Source organism: Burkholderia crassaminum (genome assembly GCF_964265005.1).
In the GTDB taxonomy this organism is placed as follows: domain Bacteria; phylum Pseudomonadota; class Gammaproteobacteria; order Burkholderiales; family Burkholderiaceae; genus Burkholderia.
The window spans coordinates 514599-534481 of the sequence record NZ_OZ183801.1 but is presented as its reverse complement, the minus strand read 5'-3'; the positions used below and the strand labels follow the sequence as shown (position 1 = coordinate 534481).

The 19883-nt window shown below is 62.6% G+C and carries 16 protein-coding genes and 3 pseudogenes; 9 read left to right on the top strand and 10 right to left on the bottom strand.

Annotated features, from left to right (window positions below; translation table 11 throughout):
• Window positions 1-64: 64 nt before the first annotated feature.
• Window positions 65-229 (top strand): hypothetical protein, encoded by a 165-nt coding sequence (locus ACPTTF_RS35610; RefSeq protein ID WP_423372246.1) that lies wholly within the window; start codon window positions 65-67, stop codon window positions 227-229.
• A 23-nt stretch (window positions 230-252) separates the two neighbouring features.
• Here the strand turns inward: ACPTTF_RS35610 and tkt are convergent, their stop codons facing one another.
• The 3 genes from tkt to ACPTTF_RS35595 all read right to left on the bottom strand — a co-directional run bounded on the left by tkt (window position 253) and on the right by ACPTTF_RS35595 (window position 4046).
• Window positions 253-2328 carry a transketolase gene (tkt, locus tag ACPTTF_RS35605; RefSeq protein WP_423372245.1) on the bottom strand — a complete coding sequence of 692 codons (2076 nt, stop codon included), beginning with the start codon at window positions 2326-2328 and terminating at the stop codon, window positions 253-255.
• Window positions 2329-2409: 81 nt separating this feature from the next.
• Window positions 2410-3195 carry a PRC-barrel domain-containing protein gene (locus ACPTTF_RS35600; protein ID WP_423372244.1) on the bottom strand — a complete coding sequence of 262 codons (786 nt, stop codon included), beginning with the start codon at window positions 3193-3195 and terminating at the stop codon, window positions 2410-2412.
• Window positions 3196-3527: 332 nt separating this feature from the next.
• Entirely contained in the window at window positions 3528-4046 is a 519-nt protein-coding gene (locus tag ACPTTF_RS35595; RefSeq protein WP_423372243.1) for a hypothetical protein, read from the bottom strand.
• Between the two features lie 114 nt (window positions 4047-4160).
• On the opposite strand from ACPTTF_RS35595, the gene ACPTTF_RS35590 reads away from it, so the two are divergent.
• Both ACPTTF_RS35590 and ACPTTF_RS35585 read left to right on the top strand, forming a co-directional pair.
• On the top strand, window positions 4161-4343 hold the full coding sequence (locus ACPTTF_RS35590; protein ID WP_243771683.1) for a hypothetical protein: 183 nt from the start codon (window positions 4161-4163) through the stop codon (window positions 4341-4343).
• A 225-nt stretch (window positions 4344-4568) separates the two neighbouring features.
• Entirely contained in the window at window positions 4569-5000 is a 432-nt protein-coding gene (locus ACPTTF_RS35585) for a PRC-barrel domain-containing protein (protein WP_166958020.1), read from the top strand.
• Window positions 5001-5108: 108 nt separating this feature from the next.
• Here the strand turns inward: ACPTTF_RS35585 and ACPTTF_RS35580 are convergent, their stop codons facing one another.
• On the bottom strand, window positions 5109-5828 hold the full coding sequence (locus ACPTTF_RS35580) for a Crp/Fnr family transcriptional regulator (protein WP_166958022.1): 720 nt from the start codon (window positions 5826-5828) through the stop codon (window positions 5109-5111).
• A 330-nt stretch (window positions 5829-6158) separates the two neighbouring features.
• Window positions 6159-6458 (bottom strand): annotated as a pseudogene (locus tag ACPTTF_RS35575) (YSC84-related protein); the annotation flags it as partial.
• A gap of 331 nt (window positions 6459-6789) precedes the next feature.
• On the opposite strand from ACPTTF_RS35575, the gene ACPTTF_RS35570 reads away from it, so the two are divergent.
• Entirely contained in the window at window positions 6790-7839 is a 1050-nt protein-coding gene (locus ACPTTF_RS35570; protein WP_423372242.1) for a PDDEXK nuclease domain-containing protein, read from the top strand.
• A 56-nt stretch (window positions 7840-7895) separates the two neighbouring features.
• Here ACPTTF_RS35570 and ACPTTF_RS35565 read toward each other — a convergent pair.
• Window positions 7896-8168, bottom strand: a pseudogene (locus ACPTTF_RS35565) (IS110 family transposase); the annotation flags it as partial.
• 142 nt (window positions 8169-8310) lie between these two features.
• Between ACPTTF_RS35565 and ACPTTF_RS35560 the strand changes: the two are divergent.
• Window positions 8311-8568 (top strand): helix-turn-helix domain-containing protein, encoded by a 258-nt coding sequence (locus ACPTTF_RS35560; RefSeq protein WP_423372621.1) that lies wholly within the window; start codon window positions 8311-8313, stop codon window positions 8566-8568.
• 104 nt (window positions 8569-8672) lie between these two features.
• Window positions 8673-10043, top strand: coding sequence for an MFS transporter (locus tag ACPTTF_RS35555; protein WP_166958778.1), 1371 nt, complete (start codon window positions 8673-8675; stop codon window positions 10041-10043).
• Between the two features lie 157 nt (window positions 10044-10200).
• Here ACPTTF_RS35555 and ACPTTF_RS35550 read toward each other — a convergent pair whose 3' ends face one another.
• Window positions 10201-12963 (bottom strand): UPF0182 family protein, encoded by a 2763-nt coding sequence (locus ACPTTF_RS35550; protein WP_423372241.1) that lies wholly within the window; start codon window positions 12961-12963, stop codon window positions 10201-10203.
• Window positions 12964-13285: 322 nt separating this feature from the next.
• Between ACPTTF_RS35550 and ACPTTF_RS35545 the strand changes: the two are divergent.
• A pseudogene (locus ACPTTF_RS35545) lies at window positions 13286-13411 on the top strand (DUF1810 family protein); the annotation flags it as partial.
• 278 nt (window positions 13412-13689) lie between these two features.
• Here the strand turns inward: ACPTTF_RS35545 and ACPTTF_RS35540 are convergent.
• Window positions 13690-13920, bottom strand: coding sequence for a hypothetical protein (locus ACPTTF_RS35540; protein WP_423372240.1), 231 nt, complete (start codon window positions 13918-13920; stop codon window positions 13690-13692).
• 200 nt (window positions 13921-14120) lie between these two features.
• Between ACPTTF_RS35540 and ACPTTF_RS35535 the strand changes: the two genes are divergently transcribed.
• A complete protein-coding gene (locus ACPTTF_RS35535) occupies window positions 14121-15563 on the top strand; it encodes an ATP-binding protein (RefSeq protein WP_423372239.1) in 1443 nt (480 codons plus the stop codon).
• Between the two features lie 13 nt (window positions 15564-15576).
• Here ACPTTF_RS35535 and ACPTTF_RS35530 read toward each other — a convergent pair whose 3' ends face one another.
• A complete protein-coding gene (locus tag ACPTTF_RS35530) occupies window positions 15577-16050 on the bottom strand; it encodes an acyl-CoA thioesterase (protein WP_166958064.1) in 474 nt (157 codons plus the stop codon).
• A gap of 244 nt (window positions 16051-16294) precedes the next feature.
• Here ACPTTF_RS35530 and ACPTTF_RS35525 point away from each other — a divergent pair, with 244 nt between their 5' ends.
• On the top strand, window positions 16295-17233 hold the full coding sequence (locus tag ACPTTF_RS35525; protein WP_423372238.1) for a response regulator: 939 nt from the start codon (window positions 16295-16297) through the stop codon (window positions 17231-17233).
• Between the two features lie 548 nt (window positions 17234-17781).
• Here the strand turns inward: ACPTTF_RS35525 and ACPTTF_RS35520 are convergent.
• Window positions 17782-19803 carry a cell wall anchor protein gene (locus ACPTTF_RS35520; RefSeq protein ID WP_423372237.1) on the bottom strand — a complete coding sequence of 674 codons (2022 nt, stop codon included), beginning with the start codon at window positions 19801-19803 and terminating at the stop codon, window positions 17782-17784.
• Between the last annotated feature and the right edge of the window lie 80 nt (window positions 19804-19883).

Genomic DNA, 19883 nt, shown 5'->3' with positions numbered 1-19883 from the left:
CATTTCGTCAGCATCATCGCCCTTATCCTCATGCTTGAGCGTCGAGCGGGCAGGCCGGCCGCACATGGAGCCTGTCCGGCCATCCGGTACCGAGGATCTCTACCGGATCCATGCGGAAAGCTTCAACGGCGATGATCACGGGGCGCGCATCGTGTCCGATGCCCGGTCGATGGTCGACGCGGGGCTCGATGCGGGTACGCGCCAGCCCGGTGGCGGCTCGAACGCCTGATCCGCACACCTGCCGTACACGATTTAGGCTAGCAGTTTCAGCGCGCGGTCGCAGACGTTCTCGACCGTGAAGCCGAAATCGCGCATCAGCTCGGCACCCGGCGCCGACGCGCCGAAACCCGCGACGCCGAGCACGTCGCCCCGATCGCCGACATAGCGGCGCCAGCCTTGCGATACGCCCGCTTCGATCGCCAGCCGCGCGCCGACCGACTTCGGCAGCACGGCGTCCTGATACGGCTGGGACTGGGCGTCGAACAATCGCCAGCAGGGCAGCGACACCACCCGGACCGCCACGCCGCGCGCGAGCAGTTCGACTTGCGCCGCCAGTGCGAGCGCGACTTCCGAGCCTGTCGCGATCAGAATCAGCGTGGGGTGGCCATCGGGGGCATCGGCCAGAACGTAGCCGCCGCGCCGCAAACCCTCGGCCGGCGCAAACCGCAAGCGATCGACGGTCGGCACGTCCTGGCGCGTCAGGACCAGCGCGGTCGGCTGTTCCCGGGCTTCGAGCGCCACCCGCCACGCAACGGCGGTCTCGTTGGCATCGGCCGGGCGAATCACCAGCAGGCCCGGGATCGCGCGCAGGCCGGCAAGCTGCTCCACCGGCTGATGCGTCGCACCGTCCTCGCCGACGGCCAGGCTGTCGTGCGTGAACACATAGATCACCTGCAGGCGCATCAACGCGGCGAGCCGGATCGGCGGACGCATGTAGTCGGAAAAGATCAGGAAGGTCGCGCCGAACGGCAGGATGCCGCCATGAGCCGCCAGGCCGTTCAGGATCGCGCCCATCGCATGCTCGCGCACGCCGAAATGCAGATTGCGGCCGCTGCGGCTCCAGCCGCCGCCGTCGGAACCTTGCTGGTCGAGCGGGCTCACGCCGGCAGCCTCGAAATCGCCGAGCCCGGTCAGTGCAGTGAAGGTGGAGGGATTCAGATCGGCGGAGCCGCCGACCAGCGAAGGGACGCGGGAGGCGAGTGCATTCAGCACCTTGCCGGAGGCAACCCGCGTCGCCATGCCTTTCGGATCGGCCGGAAAAACCGGGATATCGCGGTCCCACCTGTCGGGCAGCGTGCCGCGCACCGTGTTCAGCAGTGCAGCGGCCAGCTCGGGAAACGCGTTTGCATACGCTTCGAACCGCGCATTCCAGTGATCTTCCCATGCGCGCCCCTCCGTCAGCGCGCGACGAAAATGCGCGAGCGCCGGTGCGGGGATATGAAACGCAGGGTCGGGCGGCCAGCCGAGGTTGTGCTTGGTCAGACGCACCTCGGCGTCGCCGAGCGGCGATCCGTGAGCCAGGTACGTGTCTTGCCGGTTGGGCGAGCCGTAGCCGAGATGCGTGCGCACAAGGATCAACGACGGACGCAGTGGCTCGGCCCGCGCGTTGACCAGCGCCGCGTCGATGGCGGCCAGATCGTTGCCGTCGTCGACCGTTTCGGTATGCCAGCCGTAGGCGTCGAACCGTCGCGCGCGATCTTCGGTGAAGGTGAGGGCCGTGCCGGCGGACAGCGTGACCCGATTGTCGTCGTACAGGCAGATCAGCTTGCCGAGCTGGAGATGGCCGGCAAGCGATGCGGCCTCCGCTGCGACGCCTTCCATCAGGTCGCCGTCGCTGACGAGCGCGTAGGTGTGGTGATCCACAATCTCGAAGCCGGGGCGGTTGTAGCGCGCAGCGAGATGCGCTTCGGCCATCGCCATCCCGACGGCGTTGGCGAAGCCCTGGCCGAGCGGGCCGGTCGTCGTCTCGACACCCGGCGTGAGGCCGCGCTCCGGATGACCGGGCGTGAGGCTGCCCGATTGCCGGAAGCGCTCGATCTGATCGAGCGGCAGATCGTAGCCGGTCAGGTGAAGCAGGCTGTACAACAGCATCGAACCATGTCCGGCCGACAGGATGAAGCGATCGCGATCGAGCCACGCCGGATTGGCGGGATGATGCTTGAGATGGCGCATCCACAACACATAGGCCATCGGCGCGGCGCCGAGCGGCAAACCTGGATGGCCGCTCGCCGCTTTCTGCACGGCATCGATCGACAGGAAGCGCAGCGTGTTGATGCACAGCGCATCGAGTGCCGAACCTTCTATTGACGGGAAATCGGTTGAGGTCATGCAACTGCTCCCTGGCGTCCGGTCATGCGATATCCCGCACGGGATCGTGGTGGCGTTGGTTAACCATTGCGCGGATCTGCGTTATCGGTCTCCGGACCAATAGCCGTGCTTGCCGTAGAACTCATGCAATGCGATCTCGTAGCCGCGATGAACGAGCTGCGAGTCGTCGTATCGAGGGCTTCGGCGGATTGCGTCGCGCGTGAGCGTGGCCGATACCGTTTCCGTGGGCCAGTCCACCTGGTCGAGCCAGTGCGTCGCGATCAGCACTTCGTTGCCGGTCGACCACCAGCTCGACGTGTCGATCGCCAGATAGCGGATCACCCACGCTTCATCGTCGTAAATGAAGTCGGATACGTGACCGATATGTCCGTCCGTGGCTTCGAGCCGATATCCGTCGACCTCGCCGGTGCTGCGCAGATGCGTATCCGCCGCTGCACTGGCCGGCGCGGTGTGCGAGAACAGCGGATTGCCCGCGTCGGGGTCCTGCGACGGCCCGGCGGGATCGAAAGCCGGGTACGCGCCCATCCCCCAAAGGTTCGGACCGCCCCAGTAAGTCGGGTAGTTGTAGTAACGCAGGTACTCGATCTCGTGCTGACGGGATACCGGCTTGTGCGTGTCCAGATTCGGGCTGTCTCTCACCTGCTGTTGCGTGAGGCTGACGTATAGCGTGCGGGTTTCGGGATCGGCGTGCGTGACGGAATACGGCGAGACCAGCACCTGCCTGTCGTGCAGCCAGTCGCCCGTCTCGACGACGAGGTAGCGGATGCACCAGTTGTCATCGTCGAAGTAGGCCTGGTGGATGTGCCCGATATCGCCGTCCTTCGCTCGAACAGTGTCTCCGTGCAACCTTCGGATGCTTCGTAACATGATGTCCTCGCCAGAGCGATGCTCGGCACTTCGGTGATCCGGCCGACCTGCCTGCCGTGCGGTGGCATCCAGCCGTTCGTCCGCCGATGCGGAGCGATTCCTGCCGAGCGCGTCCACCCGGATAGCCGGCATGTTTGAAACGCTACACGCGCCGCATGGCCGATGCGGTACGAAACCGTACAAAGCACGCATCGGGGCGAGCGCGGCGAGCGGTCCCGTACGGCCTGTCGCGACACATCCTCTCAAGCATCATCATCAGGATCGCGAAGCAGTGAGGATTGCCATGTCGATGTACTGCCGGACGAGCAGGGCTGCCTGATCCGGTTCGTGCGTCAACGTAGCCGCAGCGGTATGAACAGCGAGATGCCCGGCGCCGGTGCCTGCGCGTAAACCATCGGAGGCGGGCCATAGGGATTAACATCGCCCCCGTCATAGCCGCCGCCTGCATACCGGCGATGATCGTAATGATGACCGCCCTGATGCGACATACGCTCGTGATTGCCCTGGTCCCCGCCGTGATTCATTCTCTCCGCATGCAACCGCGGTGCGGCGACCAGGCAGCCGAGCGCAACGATCAGGCCGACGATTCGCATACCCGATCCCGGCATCATCGTGATTCGACGTGCATGTCCGATAGAAACGTCCAGCTCGGTAGCGTAGCTATACGCGGGACGTGTGGGCTCAGTCTGTCCGATGCCGGACGGTGTGCCGGTGCGAGTGGCGAGCGGAACCGGAACTGGCCCTGCGCTTGCGCGGACCGGCATGCGCGTTTGGCGGCGTTGCGAACGTGCTCGACTTTCGTTGTCCGGTGTCTTGCGGCAGATCACGATCGTGCTCAGCGGAATTTTCAAATCGAGCCTATGCTGGCGTCGTAATCGGCGGCATCCCACGCTGGCGGGCCGTCCGCACGTGGCCAGTCGAATCCGGGCCAGCCTCGTCCGACAATCCGTTCCACGGAGGCGGTTATGCGCAACAGGTATCGAGAGCAGCATACGAACGGCGGCAAGAGCGAACGCAATGTCGACGAGGCGGTCGAGGGGACGTTTCCCGCCAGCGATCCGCCGTCGATAGGCGGTGTCACCAGGATAATTGCCAGCCCGGCCCATCGAAAGCATCACCGGAAGTCGTCGCACATCAAGCACCGCTAGTGCTGGTTGCGCGGCGCGGGTCAGCACCTTGCGCAGACGACGGCGCCATGCCGTCGTGACCAGGTTCCGTCGAGCCGAACCGATATTCCGGATGTGTCCAGGTACGGAACCGTACCGACTTCCGATGCCGGTGCGCGCAGCGTTTTCTCGTACGTCGAGTGTCATTGTCAATGTCGAGACCGTGCGCGAAATGGATATTCCGGGATCTTGTCCAAGGAGGACATCATGAGGATGCTCAACACCCCCGATCCATCCGGGGAGGGCAGCAAGGGGGCAAGCATTGTCGAAGGCGGCACCGTCGATGTGCCCGGCCGTATGGTGACGACCGCGGATGCCCTGAAGGGCAGTAAGATCATCGCGTCGGGCGGTGAGGATATTGGAAATGTTTTCGACATCGTGCTCGATCTGCACCACGGCAGAATTGCCTACGCGGTTGCTTCCAGCGGAGGTGTGGGCGAGATGCTTTGCGCCATTCCGTGGAGTGCGATGAAATACGATATCGATGATAAATGTTTCCATCTGGATGTGACCGCAGCGCATGTCAAAGGCACCCCGGGCTTCGACGACGAGCACTGGCCGGTGATGACGCAGTCACAGTGGGGATTGTCGCTTCACCAGTACTACAACCGGACGCCGTACTGGGTCGTTCGAGGCTAGCCAAGCGATAGCGTCGAAAACGGCAAGGTGTCGATCCTCCGCCTCCACGCGATCGGAAGCGTCAAGGGCATCTGCGGGGACGGCCGGTACGCTGCGGCGCCGCAGCGGCTAGAGTCGCTTCAGGTCGGGAAGCAGGCGATCGAATTCGCGTTTGACCACGCTGTAGCATTCGCACACGCGCTTTTCGAGCCCCGGCCGGTCCAGCACCTCGATATGACCGTAGTTGTAGCGGATGAGGCCCGCGTCCTGCAGCTTCAATGCCGCTTCCGTCACACCTGACCTGCGCACGCCCAGCATGTTGGCGATCAGCTCCTGCGTCATGCGCAACTGGTTCGAAGGCAGGCGGTCGAGACTGAGCAGCAACCAGCGGCACAGTTGCTGATCGATCGAGTGATGCCGGTTGCACACTGCGGTCTGAGCCATCTGCGTAATCAGCGCCTGGGTATAGCGCAACAACAGGCGCTGCATCGCGTTGCCGCGCCGGAATTCTTCTTTCAGGATGCTCGCGTCGAGCCGGTAGGCTTGCCCCGCGCTTTGCACGACGGCGCGACTCGGCGTCGTTTCGCCGCCCATGAACAGCGACACGCCGATCATTCCTTCATGGCCGACGATCGCGATTTCAGCAGACGAGCCATCCTCCATCACATACAGCAGCGACACGATCGACGTGGTCGGAAAATAGACGTGATGAAGCTGGCCGCCCGACTCGTACAGCACTTTTCCCAACGGCATCTCGACGAGCGTCAGGTGTGCGGTGAGGAGGGCGCGCTCGTTCTCCGGCAGCGCGGCAAGCAGGTGATTTTCGGTGATGGGCGGGTTGTCCTGCATGCGTGGCTCCTGCGCCTGCGCCCGGCTAACGATGAAGAATCCGGCCGATGTGGGCGCTGCGGGAATCGGCGGAAGGAGCCAACCATCAAATCTTGCCGATCCGACGACCAGACGGGACAGTGGCGGCAATGTGTCCCCTTTCTTGATGAATTCGGGACGACCGTTCGAATACGAATCGACCTTCAAAAAATTATAGTGCCGACACATGTCTGATCAAGGTTCGCGCAATCGCGCATTGCTCGATGCGGAACCGATATTTCACGGAGCGGTTGACGGGAAATATCGGTCGCCAGGCAGGCTCGTTCGCCCAACCGGCCTCGAGCGTGAGCGCTACAGCGCCGTCGGCTTCGTGACCTTCGTTCCTTCAAGCGTCACGCCCGCCCTCAACCCGCTGTTCGTCAGCACGAACGCTTCGATCGGCACGGTCGCGGTGCTGGTTTCGACATTGCCGTTCGCGCCGACCGTCAGGACTGCCACCGATACATCGTCGCCTGAAGACCAGCCTTCGCTGCTACGGAAGCGATCGAGCGCATCCGTGATCATGAGCAGGAAGATGATGGCTTTCGATTGCGCACCGATCTGCGGACCGATCGAGCCGGTCGTGGTGCTGTAGTACCCGACCGTGCTGCCGGGTGGACCATCCTGCTGACGTATCCACTGTTCTTCTGGCAGACGTCTCAGGAGGTCGAGGAATTTCAGGCGAAGAACGGACAGCAGGCGCTGACGACAAAGCCGTCGCACGGATCGGCAAACCTGAGCCATACGGGAACAGTTTTACGCAAAAGAGCGGCAGCGGCCCGTGGATTCCATTTTGAATCATTTTAATTTTACATAATATGTATTATCGTCAAAATGGGGTCGGTGTTAGAATTGCGGCTTCACACCGGCCTCACTTGTCGGTTGCCGGCTCCGCCGAGATAATTTCCCATCCGGCGCCAACTGGTGCCTGTCAACGGAACACATGACCAAAGATCTGGGCACGCCCGTGTGGGCTGATGATTATCGTCACTGGTTCGCCGAGCTCAAGCAGCGCGTCGAGCGTGCGCGACAGCGCGCCGTGGCCAGCGCGAATCGCGAACTGGTCTCGCTGTACTGGCAGATTGGCCGCGACATTCTCGACCGGCAGCAAAAACAAGGCTGGGGTGCCGGCGTCGTCGATCAACTCGCGCGGGATCTCAAGGCAGCGTTTCCTGACATGCGCGGTTTTTCTCCGCGCAACCTCAAGTACATGCGCGCCCTTGCCCAAGCTTTTCCGCAGCCCGAATTTGTGCAACAGCCCGTTGCACAATTACCTTGGTCGCACGTCGTGACACTGCTTGACAAGCTTGACGACGCCCCACAGCGGCATTGGTATGCGGAAAAGTCGCTCGAGCACGGTTGGTCGCGCAGCGTGTTGACCATGCAGATCGAGACGGCCGCCCATGCACGCGCCGGCAACGCCGTGACGAATTTCGCTGACCGGCTGCCGCCTTCGCAGTCGGATCTCGCACGAGACGCGCTCAAGGATCCTTATATCTTCGACTTCCTCGGCCTGACCGAAAGTGCCCAGGAGCGTGACATCGAACGTGCACTCACACAGCACATTACACGTTTCCTACTGGAACTGGGCGCCGGATTCGCATTCGTCGGGCGGCAGTACCGCCTGGAGGTGGGTGGTGATGAGTTCTTCATCGATTTGCTCTTCTACCATCTCAAGCTTCGCTGCTATGTCGTCGTCGAACTGAAAACGACGCCGTTCAAGCCCGAATACGCGGGCCAGCTGAATTTCTACCTTTCCGCGCTCGACGCGCAGGTCAAGGCGCCGGAAGACCAACCCACCATCGGCCTGCTTCTGTGCAAGGAAAAGAATCGGCTTGTTGCAGAGTATGCGCTGCGTGGCGTGGCCAAGCCGATGGGTGTCGCCGAGTACCAACTCATGCGCAAGGTACCCGCGTCGCTAGAGACAGGTCTCCCGACCATCGATCAGATCGAGGCAGAGCTTCGTCCCGATCTTCCAGATGCCGCGGAGTAATTCGTTGTCCTTTGCTCTGCCTGCTTGTCGATCCTATCGTCAAAAACGTCGAATACCTGGATCATATGAGCGATGCCCTGCAGGATCGAATACCCGTATTCGCCGAGCAATCCGCGGACCTGGTTTGTCTGCCCGTGCGAGCACAAACGGAACCCTGCCGTGTGCGATGCAAGGCAAGCACAGCCCTGTTGCTCGACGTTCTTGATAGGCACGAAGCCCATGTTCGGTCGTGTCACCGCTTCGGAAATCGCATCAGTGTCGGCTGCATCGTTCTTGTTTGTCTTGACATAGGGTTTGACGAACTGCGGTGCTATCAACCTGACGACATGCATTTGGACATGCACAACTCCATTTGGGCACGACTGCGTCGTTTCGAGTGGGGGCGTCCATCCCATTGCTTTTCGACCCATCGTAAGCCGGCGGCGGTTTGAACTGCCGGAGCGCCTCGTGGGCCAACCTGGACTGCTCACCATGAGCATGCGGGAGCTGGATCGTCTGAAGGTTGTGGAAGCCGTGATCGAGCAGCGTCCGACGCCTTGGCGAGCCGCGGAGCGGCTCGGGATCAGTCGACAGCAGATTGAACGACTGGTCGCCCTGTATCGTGCTGCGGGTCCGGCCGCACTGGTTTCGCAGCGTCGTGGCGACGCGAGCAACCATCAACTGCCCAGAAGATCTGGCGCATCGAGCCTTGAGCCCGATAGCGGGATATACATCAGGACTTCTGACTGAAAGTCCCGGGCGCCCTGCAACCCATTCATGGCTTTTACTTGTCGGAACCCACCACCGGGCGTATGGTTAATTTCTCTTCCGCCCTTTTTCCGAGAGATATCAAAATGGCTGCCATGCAATCCGCGGCCACGCCCCTCTCCGACGAGGAAGCCCGGCGCCAGTTGCGCCGCGCCGTCATCGCCAGCACGATCGGCACCACGATCGAATGGTATGACTTTTTCCTCTACAGCACGGTCACCGGCCTGGTCTTCGCAAAGCTGTATTTCCCACAGTCCCACCCGCTCGTCGGCACGCTGCAGGCGTTCCTGATCTATGCCGTCGGCTTTGTCGCGCGGCCGGTCGGCGCGGCGATCTTCGGCCACTACGGCGACCGCATCGGACGCAAGGCCACGCTGATCGTGACCCTGTTGCTGATGGGGCTCGCCACGTTCGCCGTGGCTTTCGTTCCGACCTATGCAGCGATCGGCATCTGGGGTGCCGTTTTCCTCACGGTGCTGCGCTTCATCCAGGGCGTCGGCGTCGGCGGTGAATGGGGCGGCTCGGTCCTGATGTCGATGGAGTGGGCGCGCACCAATGCGCATCGCGGCTTCATCGCGTCGTGGCCGCAGTTCGGCGTGCCGGCGGGATTGTTCCTCGCCAACCTCGCCGTGCTGGCCATGAGCTGGTTTTCCGGCAGCAGTTTCCTCGTGTGGGGATGGCGCGTGCCGTTTTTCCTCAGCATCGTGCTGGTCGCGATCGGGCTCTATATCCGCCTGAACATTCTCGAGACGCCGATCTTCGCGAAGCTGCTGGCCGAGCGCCGGATCGAGAAAACGCCGATGCTCGAAGTGCTGCGCAAGCAGCCGAGGGATATCGTGCTGTCGGCGTTCGCGCGGATGGCCGAACAGGCGCCCTTCTATATCTATACGGCGTTCGTGTTCACTTACGGGATCACGGCGCTGGGCGTGTCGCGCGAACTGCTGCTGACGGCGGTGCTGGTGGCGTCCGTGGTCGAGTTCTTCACCATTCCGCTGTTCGGGCACGTGTCGGATCTGATCGGGCGGCGGCGGATGTACATGATCGGTGCGGCTGCCGTCGGTGTGTTCGGATTCCTCTATTTCGCGATGGTCGACAGCCGGAACCCGGTATGGATCTTCGCGGCCATCGTGCTGTCGCTGGTCCCGCATTCGATGATGTATGGGCCGCAGGCTGCATTGATTGCCGAGTCGTTTACCGGGCGGTTGCGATACAGCGGTGCGTCAATGGGTTATCAGCTCGCTTCGGTCATTGCGGGTGGCCCGGCACCGCTGATCGCGACGGCACTGTTTGCCTACTACCATTCGGGGTATGCGATCGCGGTGTACGTGCTGGTTTGTGCGGTGCTGAGTGTGGTCGCCGCATCGAAGCTCGGGGACTACACGAACAAGGATATTTCGCGGGAATACGACGACGCGCGGGGGCTGCAGGATCATGGGCACGCGCCGCCGCTGACCTGACGGATTGGCCGGCTCGTTCGATGTATAAGGTGACGAAGCGGCTGCCGGCCCGCCTTCCGCAACCGGTCCCGATTCAGGACAACGTGTGCGCCCGCAACACCACGGCAGCGGCTTGATGACGGGCATCCACGCCCACACCCGCTCAACCGCGCGTCACTCATTGCTTGTGATCCGCGTGAACGGCGCCCAGCGCTTCGAGCAACGGTCGGAGCGCATCGAGTTCCGCGCCGAAGCCGGCCCAATCACCCGCCTTCAGCCGCTCGATCGCACGATTGTAGTGGGCCAGCGCTTCGCGGGCGCGCGCATCCGCTGCGGCACCGGCCGGCGCAGCCGGCGTCGTTCCCGGCCCCGTCTCCTTGAAGAGCGCCGCGAGCGCCTCGCTCAGGTTCTCCTCCATCACGACGCGATCGCCATAGGCCGCGATCACCCGTTTCAGCTCGGGCAATTGGCCCGACGCCGCGCGCAGATAGAGCGGCGACACGTAGAGAATCGAGTGCTCGATCGGAACGACCACGAGATGTCCGCGGATGACGCGTGAGCCCATCTGGTTCCACAGCGAGATCTGCTGCGAGATTTCGGTGCTCTGCTGGATGCGCGCCTCGATCTGGTACGGCCCGTAGATCAGCTTTTCCTTGGGGAACGCGTAGACGATCAGCTTGCCGTACCCGGGCGGATCGCAACGCGCGGCCAGCCACGCGATCATGTTCTCGCGCTGGCTCGGCACCATCGGCAGCATGAGCACGAAGCCGGCCTGCGCATCGCCGGGCAGCCGCATGATCGTGTAGTACGGCGCCATCTGCGTGTTCGCGGCGTCGCCCCCGTCGATATCGCCCGGCGCGCGAGGAAACTGCCAGAGGTCCTCGCGGTTATAGAACACTTCCGGTGCATCCATGTGATACGCGCGGTAGAGGTTCGCCTGGATCAGGAACAGATCCTCGGGGTAGCGGATGTGCTGTTGAAGATCCCGCGGCATCGCGTCGAGCGGCTTGAACATGCCGGGGAAGATGCGCGCGTAAGTCCGCACCAGCGGATCGGAAGGATCGCTGACGTAGAAGTCGACCGTGCCGTTGTACGCGTCGACCACGACCTTGACCGCGTTGCGGATGTAGTTGGCGCCATCGCCGACGCCGGGCGGCGCATACGGAAACCAGTGGCTGGTCGTATAGGCGTCCTGCATCCAGAACAGGCGTCCGTTGCTTGCCACGACATAGGGGTCGTGGTCGAGCGCGAGAAACGGCGCGATTGTCCGTATCCGCTCCCGGATGTTGCGGTGAAAGAGGATCCTGCTCTGGTTCGTGATGTAGTGCGTCAGCAGGATGTTGGGATCGCCGAACTGCCATGCGAACAGGCTGCGCCGCACCGCGCCGCCGATCGCGACACCATCGCGCCCGCTGTAGGACGTGTAGACGTTGCTGTCGCCCTTCGGGTAGTCGAATTCGGGCACACTGCCCTTCACGATCACATAGCCCTGCCCGCCTTCACCGAAGTAGATGCGCGGTTCGTGGATCGCCGGTCCGCCATCGGCGACGGGCGGAATGTCGCGCAGATAGAGCGACGGCAAGCCTTCCGTGGATTTCTCCGTGACCGGCGACATCACGATGCCGTTGCCGTGGGTGAACAGCAGATGCAGGTTCACCCAGGTTCGGGCGTTCTCCGGCAGCATCGTCTGATCCAGATCGCGCGCCGACAGCATGACCTGCCGGTAGCCGGAGTCGAGATGGTAGCGATCGATATCCACGGAAAGGAACTTGTAGTAAGTCCTGATCTCCTGCAACTGCGCATAGGTATCCATCAACGGCTGCACATCCCACAGGCGGATATTGTCGACGGTCGCGCGATTGGCCTGCAGCGACGCAAGATTCAGGCCCTGCTCGGCCGCGAACGGTTTGACCTCGATCTGCGCGAGACCGTAAGCCTGCCGCGTCAACGCGATGTTGTGCTGGATATAGGGCGTCTCGAGCTGCAGCTCGCTCGGCTTGACGTAGAAGCGCTGGAACAGCGCGGGATAGACGATACCGAGCGCAAACGAAGTGCCGAACACGAGCAGCACCGCAGCGGCCGGCAACCGATAGCCGGGCCGGCGCATGTTGACCAGCATCGCAACGGCCGACGCAGTGGCGAGGCCGACGAGCAGCCACAGCACCGGCAGCATCACGTGGACATCCGTATAACCAGCACCGACCACGACACCGTTGTTGTCGTAGAGCAGCAGAAAGCGTTCGAGCCACCAGGAACAGGCTTTCAGCAGGAAGAAGAGCGCCAGTAGCGCCGACCCGTGAATCGCGGCTGCCGATGAAAGCCCCTTCGGCGGGCGGAGCATGATGTCGCCGCGCAGCCAGTAGACGCTGCCCGCGACGATCGCGCTGCAGACGACCCCTTGCAGCAGCAGGTTCTTCAGCACGATCCAGGCGGGTAACGCGAACAGGTAGAAACCGATGTCCTTGCCGAAGATCGGATCGTGCGCGCCGAACGGCACCCGATACAGAAAACGAAGCACGACATCCCAGCTCGACATCGCACCGGCTGCGATCGCCAGCCCGAGAATGACGGCACCCGCGGCGATGACCGCCCGCCAGGGAATGCGCGACGCGACCTCCCCTGCCAGCGCCCGCAGGACATCCTCCGCGCGCGTCGACGAAGTGTCCGCCACCTGCCAGACATCAACGGGCCTGGCATAACGATGCGCGAGCCACCCCGACGCGCCGATCGCGGCCGCCGAGACGGCGAACACCGCGACGAATAGCAGCACCCTCGCGGACAGGATCGTCCAGAAGACGCCGGCATAGCCGATCGACGAGAACCAAAGCCAGTCGACCAGGAGGCCGGTGATGCGCCCGACGACGATCAGGCACGCGATGACGATCGCAGCCGCGATCCCGTAGCGTCTCAGGCGTGGGACGGACGTTGCTTGCGAGCGCATCGAGGCTCCTTTGCCGGGCCGCCATGCGTGGCCGGCTGCGGCCGGACCGGGGTATGCCGTCGATCCGTCAGTGAGAATCGCGGCCGGCCGCCTGTCTGAATGCTACGCCCGTTGCCGACACGTCGCCATCGGGCGGCATGCGCGACGTCACCTGGGGCGATCGAACGCGGTGCACTGCACCGCAGCAAATTCGATCTTTTCCCCGCGGGACGCGATGCGAAGCCAGGGGAGCGCACGGTCAAGGGGCGTTTGCACGCCATCGGGGTAACGCTCGCAATGCGTGCTCGGGCGGCTTGCCGCGCCGGAACGGACGGAAGGCGAAATGGACGATCCCCATGATCTTCAGGGCTTTGTCGACGCACAGGATGCGGGGTATGCCCGGGTGTGCGACGAGCGAAGGCACGGACACAAGCGAAGTCACTGGATGTGGTTCGTGTTTCCGCAGATATCGTCGTTCTATAAGATCCGCCGCTTGCCTTTCATTCATCAGGGGGCGCATCCACTGCCGACGCTTTCCGAAATATCGGCGCGCAGTGCATTTGTTTTAGTGGTCGATGCAATTATCGAGCGGCGCGAAATATTCGCGAAACTCCGGGTTAAAGCGTAGCGCGCGGTGCTCGACGCAAGCATGCATCTGCTATCCGTACGATGTTGTTTTTTTATGACAGGGAACGCGGGTTCCAGGATAGGTATATCGAGTCGGCCGATTATTCGAGATTTCGTGTTCTATTGATGCGATTGATTCGAAAAATCATTTGCAAATCGATGACGACTCCCCTCCCGTCGGGCAGTTCGCCGGGGCAGGATGTTGTCCTGTTCGAGTTCCCGCTTCACACGATCGACTGCAGCTTGTGTTGCGGCGCGGCGCTTGGCATTCGACATGGAGATAGTTCGCGCGATCGCGATGACGAATGCAATCGTGGGGGCTTGGCCTGTAGCGGCAAAGCTGTAATCCATGGCCAGTTCCTGATCACGATGGCGATCGATTATCCTATTCAGGACCCGTCACGCGCGTGATCAACGATTGAAATGCGCGGAGCCCCCGTCGACAAACCCGCCGCGCTCGCTCGCCTGCCGCTGCGTGCTACTCTCGCAAACGGCACCGGCCAGGACAGTTCTGTGGTGCGCGACCAGTGAACATTGTGGATTCACGCATCATGTACTCGATCTTGCCCGCGTTTGTATCTGCGTTGTTTCTCGGGTTTGGCCTCTACGTGCTGGCCACCAAGGGCCTCACGCGGGTATCCGTCCCGTTCGCCTTGATGTGCGCGACGACTTTCGTCTGGCAGGGAACGTGGGCCTTCCTGTTCCAGACGACCGACGCCGACGTCGCCGACGTGTTGGTCAAGGCCGGCTATCTGTTCATCCTTTTCCTGCCGACGACCTTCTATCATTTCATGACGGAGATCGTGTCGCGTCGGGACGAACAGCCGATCGTGTTCGCATCCTACGGCCTCTGCGTCCTGCTGGCTGTGCTGCTGGTCACGAGCAACGGGGTCGTCGATGGATTCCGCCTGCATTTCTTCGGCCCGTATCCCAAGGCGGGCCCACTGCATCCGTTGCACGTCGTGCAGACCGTGCTCCTGGTCGGCCGCAGCGGTTGGCTCCTGATCGAGGCTAGACGAAAGGCGCGAGCGCGAGACGTCCGGCAGCTGCTCACGCTATGTCTCGTCAGCCTGGGCCTCTACTCGCTCGCGGCCACCGACTATGCGGTGAACTACGGCGTCGAGTTCTATCCGGTGGGCGTGCTGTTTATCGCGGTCAGTCTCGGGATTCTCGCGACGTCGATCGTCCGCTATGGCCTGATGGGCCCCTATCTCCTGGCCGCGACGGTCGCGCATGAAGTGGCCACGCCGCTGGCGGCGATCGGCCTGCACGCGGACGAGCTGCGCAACGTCCTGCCGGTGCTGCTGCGCGGGTATCGGCTGGCGGTGGAGCACCGGTTGTGCGCCGACGGCTTGTATCCTGGGCAGCTGGAGCGGCTGCCGGCGCTCGCGTCGTCGATCCGGCGCCAGGTCGACACCACGAGTACCGTCGTCGAAATGTCCCTGGCATCCTTTACGCTGGACCGACTCGATCGCCACGGCTTCGCGGCCTATCCGATACGGGCCTGTGTCGACGCCGCGGTGGAGCGCTTTCCCTTCCGTCCTGATGAGCGAGATCGCGTATCGGTCGACGCTATCGATCCGGACCTTCGGTTCTCCGGATCCGACTCGCTCGTGATCTTCGTCATCTTCAATCTGCTGAAAAACGCCCTGTACGCGATCCACGCGAGCGGCCATGGGCAGATCGAGATCGACGCCTATAGCAGCGAAGGTTACTGCGTGTTGCGCTTCAGCGATACGGGCCCGGGCATTGCCCCCGATGTGCTCCCTCAAATCTTCGACGCCTTCTTCTCGACCAAATCGCACGGTCGCGGTGCCGGCATGGGCTTGAGCTTCTGTCGCCGCGTATGCGAAGCGCTCGGCGGCACCATCACGTGTGAATCCATCCCCGGGGTCCGGACTACGTTCACGATCCGGCTGCCGGAGCCCGGTTCGCCGGCGGATCAGGCATTGCGCGATCCGCCGGCGCCCACCCGGCGCTATCGCATCGGGTAAGGCAGTCTCACATTCAGTTCGCGGCGGACGGCAGGATCAGTTCATACGCCCTGACCCGCTCGATGATGCCCGCCGGAAAGCGGCTGATCCGCTTGTCGGGACCGGCAAACACGATCTGCTGATACCCCAGCGACACCTGTTGTCCGTCAACGTAGAAGCGAAACAGCAGATAGGCCGAGCACTGCCGAACCTCGAACGTATTGAGATAGCAATCGACCCGCTGGAACGGAAACGTCTCGTGGACGTATTCCTGATGCGCGCGCTTCGTCACGAACGAACCGCCGGCCGCCAGCAGGTTGTTGTGGATGCATTCGTGAAACCAGCGTTCACGGCACACGCCCTGCCATTCGAAATATCTTGCGAAATAGGTGTTCATAAAGGCATTGGAATCCTTGAGGTAAATGTCGACCACGTGGTGGAAAGTTTTCTCGGACTGATGGGCCGTTTCGTTGGAAAGGACGTGAAGAATCGCGTCTTGCGTCAGCATGGATAACTCCTTGAGTCGCTACTGGCGGTAGCGGCGCATTCCTTCAAAAAGAAGGAATGGCCCGATTCTCCCCGTGCAATTCCGTTGAGTGGCGTGGTCAAAACGTGTCGAATTCGAGGTTGACAAACAGTTGATATGCATCCCACTTTCGCCGGATAATTGGCGCGGTCGTGAAACGCGGCCATCATTTGCGGAAATGCGTCTCCGTTACCGAATCCTCTTCTGCTGATTTATCGACACTCGTATGCAAACCTTCGTCAGGCAGCCGGTGCTCTATCCCGTGTCCGTGGTGTTTGTCGACGACAATCCGGATTTCCTGCAGGCGCTGCGGGGCGCATTCCCGGACGAACACCTGAACCGCTTTTTTACGCACCCCCAGGCGGCGCTCGACTTCGTGTCGTCGCGTGACGCGGAAATGCCGCCCACGGCCGCGGACTATTTCGGTGCGGAGGAAAAAGGCGGAAATGCGATCGGCCAGGACGCGCTCACCGATCCCGCCCGATTCGAGGCAGTGGGCGCGGTGGTCGTCGACTTTTCAATGCCGGAGGTCGACGGCATCCAGTTTCTGTCCTCGATCCGCAACGCGAACTGCATGAAAATCCTGCTCACCGGCATCGCCGATGAGCGCGAGGCGGTGGACGCGTTCAACGCGGGACTGATCGACTGCTATCTGAAGAAAACCGACGTCGAGATGGCGCGCAAGCTGGCAACCGTGCTGGACAACGCGAAACGCAAGTACTGCGCGGCCCGCGGGCACATCAGCCTGCATGAAGTGGGGGCGACCTACCGGGATCCGCGGATCGTCAAACTGATCGACGAGGTGGCCGCGCGGGAAGACATCGTCGAATACTACTGGCGGCCCAATCAGGACGCGGTGCTGATGTTCGATGCCGCCGGCGCCCCCAGTGTATTTCTCGCGTGGAGCGAAGAGGACTGGTCGTTCCACTGCGATATCGTGTCCGACGCGAACGGGCCGGCCGAATTGCGCCAAGGCATGGAAGCGCGCCGCATCATGCCGCTGTTCTGGCCATCCCAGGCCTATCGGCCGGGCCTCGCGGACGTTCACTGCGCGGCCCCGCTACCCGTGCCGGGATGGAGCGGCACGTTTTATAGCTGGACCCGTCTGGATGATGCGGCCACCGAGCGCGAACTGCCCACGTTGGCAAAATGGCGTCACGCGTAACCGGTGATCCGCGTATCCCTGAACGGAATGGGTCGGCGAGGCGGTACTGTCGTCGGCTCGCTAGCAACTCGAATGGGAACAAATCCTGTCAACATTGACAGTTATCAGCGGCACGGACTTTTGTTCCAATAGCACCCTATTCCGGGGGCCACCCACTATTCCAATTAGACGGCACATCCATTCGAGGCAGGCTTTAGAAGCAAGAAAAAGGTCAGCCAGCAAGCGACTCATACAGTTGAGTATTGTTTTAGGCGCTGATTGATAAGCCTTGTCGGATCTGGATCGACCTACGCCGTTAAAACGCAGCACAATCCAGGGGCCTTTTAATATCCCCTCATGACCTCGATCGATCGGCGGCACGTTCCCGGCCCAGCCACATGAATGTGGTGTTCGCGGAGCAGATCGCACTCGACGCGATTGATGACCGTATCGACCGACACACCCCACGAAAAAGGGACGCCGCGACGAATCGCGGCGTCCCTTTTGTTTGCGCGCTTGCGCCGGGCGCGGATCCTGAAGCCTTCGGGGTCCGCAGCCCTGCGTAGCGATCAGTTGTTGTACTGCCAGGTGTTGATGTAGTAATCGCCACCCGCCTGCCAGCCAAGCTGGACCTGAACCGCCGATTCCGCGTTCGCGTTGGCCGTCGAGGTCAGCTGATCGACGAAGCCGCTCAACGTGCTCGAGTATGTCGTCCCGTTGACCTTCGGCGTGGCCCAGTTCATCACGTCGTACGGCTGGGCCTGATACGTCTGGACGCCGTTCGTGAACACCCCGGCGCCCTGCGAATTGATCGCAACCCACGGATTCGGATAGGCGAGGCTGGTCGTCGGCACCGTCCAGTCAATGTTGGCCGTCGGCATCGTCATGGACGAGGCGGTAGACGTACCCGAGCCGCCGGCCGTCAGCAGGTTCGCGATCACGTCGCTGCCCAGCGTCTGCCACGAAACGGTCGTCCCGGCTGCGGCATTCATGTTCGACGCGATGTTGAGCACCTTCTGCGGCGTACCGATCTGCTGACCGTTGGCATCGTACAGCGTGATCGTGTACACCCCGTGCTGGCGGATCGTCGACACGTCGACCGGTGCCGGCGCGTATTCCGGCGTGGTCGGCGTGAACGCGCTGGCGCCGCCGGACAGCGAAGCCCACGACCACTTGTACTGCGTGCTCATGCCGACGTCCGGCCAGGACGGCGTGCTCGTCGAGACATGGGCGGGCGGCGCAGTGACGGCCTTCAGCGGGAACGCCAGATAAGGTCCGATGCCGGCATTCGGGCTGAGCATGTAGACCCCGCTTGCCGGCAGTCCGGGACCGGTCACGAGCGCCGATCCGACGTACTGGGTGAGACCGTTGACCTTCATGTTCACCGGAATCTGGATGTTCAGGCCGGATTCGAGACGACCGTTGCCGGCGTCTGCGGCGTTGGTGAACTGCGTGCGGCCGACGAACGATGCAATGTAGATGTCGTATTGCGCCTGGTTGCCGATGATGTCCCATGTACCGTTCGGAAGTTTCTGCACGACGTCGCTTGCGAAGTTCGGCGTGCCGTCAGCCTCCGTGACGAGGAAATACACCAGCGCAGCGGGGTTGCTGATCGCAGGCAGCGTGCCCGCCGGCAGGAACGCGACGGTCTTCACGCCTTGCAGCGTCGTTCCCTTCGTGAACAGCGTGTGGCGCGTGCCGAAGCTCTTGTAGCCGTCGTTCAGGTAACTCGCATCGATGGCCGACGCGCACGCCGCGTTGGTCGTGCCCGGCGTAGCCTGCATCGCGTTCATGCACTGGCCGAGTTGCGAGACGAGCGTCGCCAGGTAGTTCGCGGGCTGCGTCGGCACGGACAGTGCCGCCGGGGCCGTGGTGCCCTGGTTCAGCGCGATCGGCGTGTCCGGATCGGCCAGGCTCGTGAGCTGCAGACCCGTGCCTTTGGCCGACGGCGCCACGGCGACCGCATCGATCACGGCGTCAGCGCCGCTCTGGTTCGGCGTGAAGGCGCCTCCGACCGGATCGAACGACGAGGCGGACAGGCCGTTCGCATTCAGAATCTGCGCGAGCGCCTTGTCGAGCGTGGCGATTGCCGTCGACACGGACGACGACGTGACGGCAGTCAGACCACCCGATTGCGTGAGCGTGAGCGGGTTGCCGCTCGCCGTGAGCAGCGCTGCGACTGCGGTCGTCAGCGGCGTGACGTTGGCCGTTACCGGCGCGCCCTGGCTCGTCGCCGTGCTGGCCACGACCGAATACAGCGTTCCGGACGCGCCGGACGGATCGGTGGCGGTAATCACGAAAGGTGCCGTGAGGCCGCTGATCGATACGCTGTAGGTGCCGTTGCTGCCCGATGTCACCGTCGTCGTTTTGCCGGTGGCGTCCATCACCGTGACCGGCGCGCCCACGAGCGCGTTGCCGATCGCGACCGTGCCGCTCATCGCGCTTGCGGCCGTGGTGTTCGAATTGCCGGGTGAGCTGGACGAGCCGGAGCTCGATCCGCCATCGCCTCCGCCGCCGCATGCGGCGAGCACTGCGGTGGCGGCAATGCACAGCGTAAGCCGTGCGATCCCCGAGGAGTCTTTCTTTTTCATATTCTTGTTCCGGTTGAAATGGCGGGTTTCAATCGAAACCCGAATGAGCAACTGACACGCCGCTTGATGCATCCGTTCAT

Coding starts and splice junctions, on each gene's coding strand:
- ACPTTF_RS35610 (WP_423372246.1), top strand. CDS start 65: ATGGAGCCTGTCCGGCCATCCGGTACCGAGGATCTCTACCGGATCCAT.
- tkt (WP_423372245.1), bottom strand. CDS start 2,328: ATGACCTCAACCGATTTCCCGTCAATAGAAGGTTCGGCACTCGATGCG.
- ACPTTF_RS35600 (WP_423372244.1), bottom strand. CDS start 3,195: ATGTTACGAAGCATCCGAAGGTTGCACGGAGACACTGTTCGAGCGAAG.
- ACPTTF_RS35590 (WP_243771683.1), top strand. CDS start 4,161: ATGCGCAACAGGTATCGAGAGCAGCATACGAACGGCGGCAAGAGCGAA.
- ACPTTF_RS35585 (WP_166958020.1), top strand. CDS start 4,569: ATGAGGATGCTCAACACCCCCGATCCATCCGGGGAGGGCAGCAAGGGG.
- ACPTTF_RS35580 (WP_166958022.1), bottom strand. CDS start 5,828: ATGCAGGACAACCCGCCCATCACCGAAAATCACCTGCTTGCCGCGCTG.
- ACPTTF_RS35570 (WP_423372242.1), top strand. CDS start 6,790: ATGACCAAAGATCTGGGCACGCCCGTGTGGGCTGATGATTATCGTCAC.
- ACPTTF_RS35560 (WP_423372621.1), top strand. CDS start 8,311: ATGAGCATGCGGGAGCTGGATCGTCTGAAGGTTGTGGAAGCCGTGATC.
- ACPTTF_RS35555 (WP_166958778.1), top strand. CDS start 8,673: ATGGCTGCCATGCAATCCGCGGCCACGCCCCTCTCCGACGAGGAAGCC.
- ACPTTF_RS35550 (WP_423372241.1), bottom strand. CDS start 12,963: ATGCGCTCGCAAGCAACGTCCGTCCCACGCCTGAGACGCTACGGGATC.
- ACPTTF_RS35540 (WP_423372240.1), bottom strand. CDS start 13,920: ATGGATTACAGCTTTGCCGCTACAGGCCAAGCCCCCACGATTGCATTC.
- ACPTTF_RS35535 (WP_423372239.1), top strand. CDS start 14,121: ATGTACTCGATCTTGCCCGCGTTTGTATCTGCGTTGTTTCTCGGGTTT.
- ACPTTF_RS35530 (WP_166958064.1), bottom strand. CDS start 16,050: ATGCTGACGCAAGACGCGATTCTTCACGTCCTTTCCAACGAAACGGCC.
- ACPTTF_RS35525 (WP_423372238.1), top strand. CDS start 16,295: ATGCAAACCTTCGTCAGGCAGCCGGTGCTCTATCCCGTGTCCGTGGTG.
- ACPTTF_RS35520 (WP_423372237.1), bottom strand. CDS start 19,803: ATGAAAAAGAAAGACTCCTCGGGGATCGCACGGCTTACGCTGTGCATT.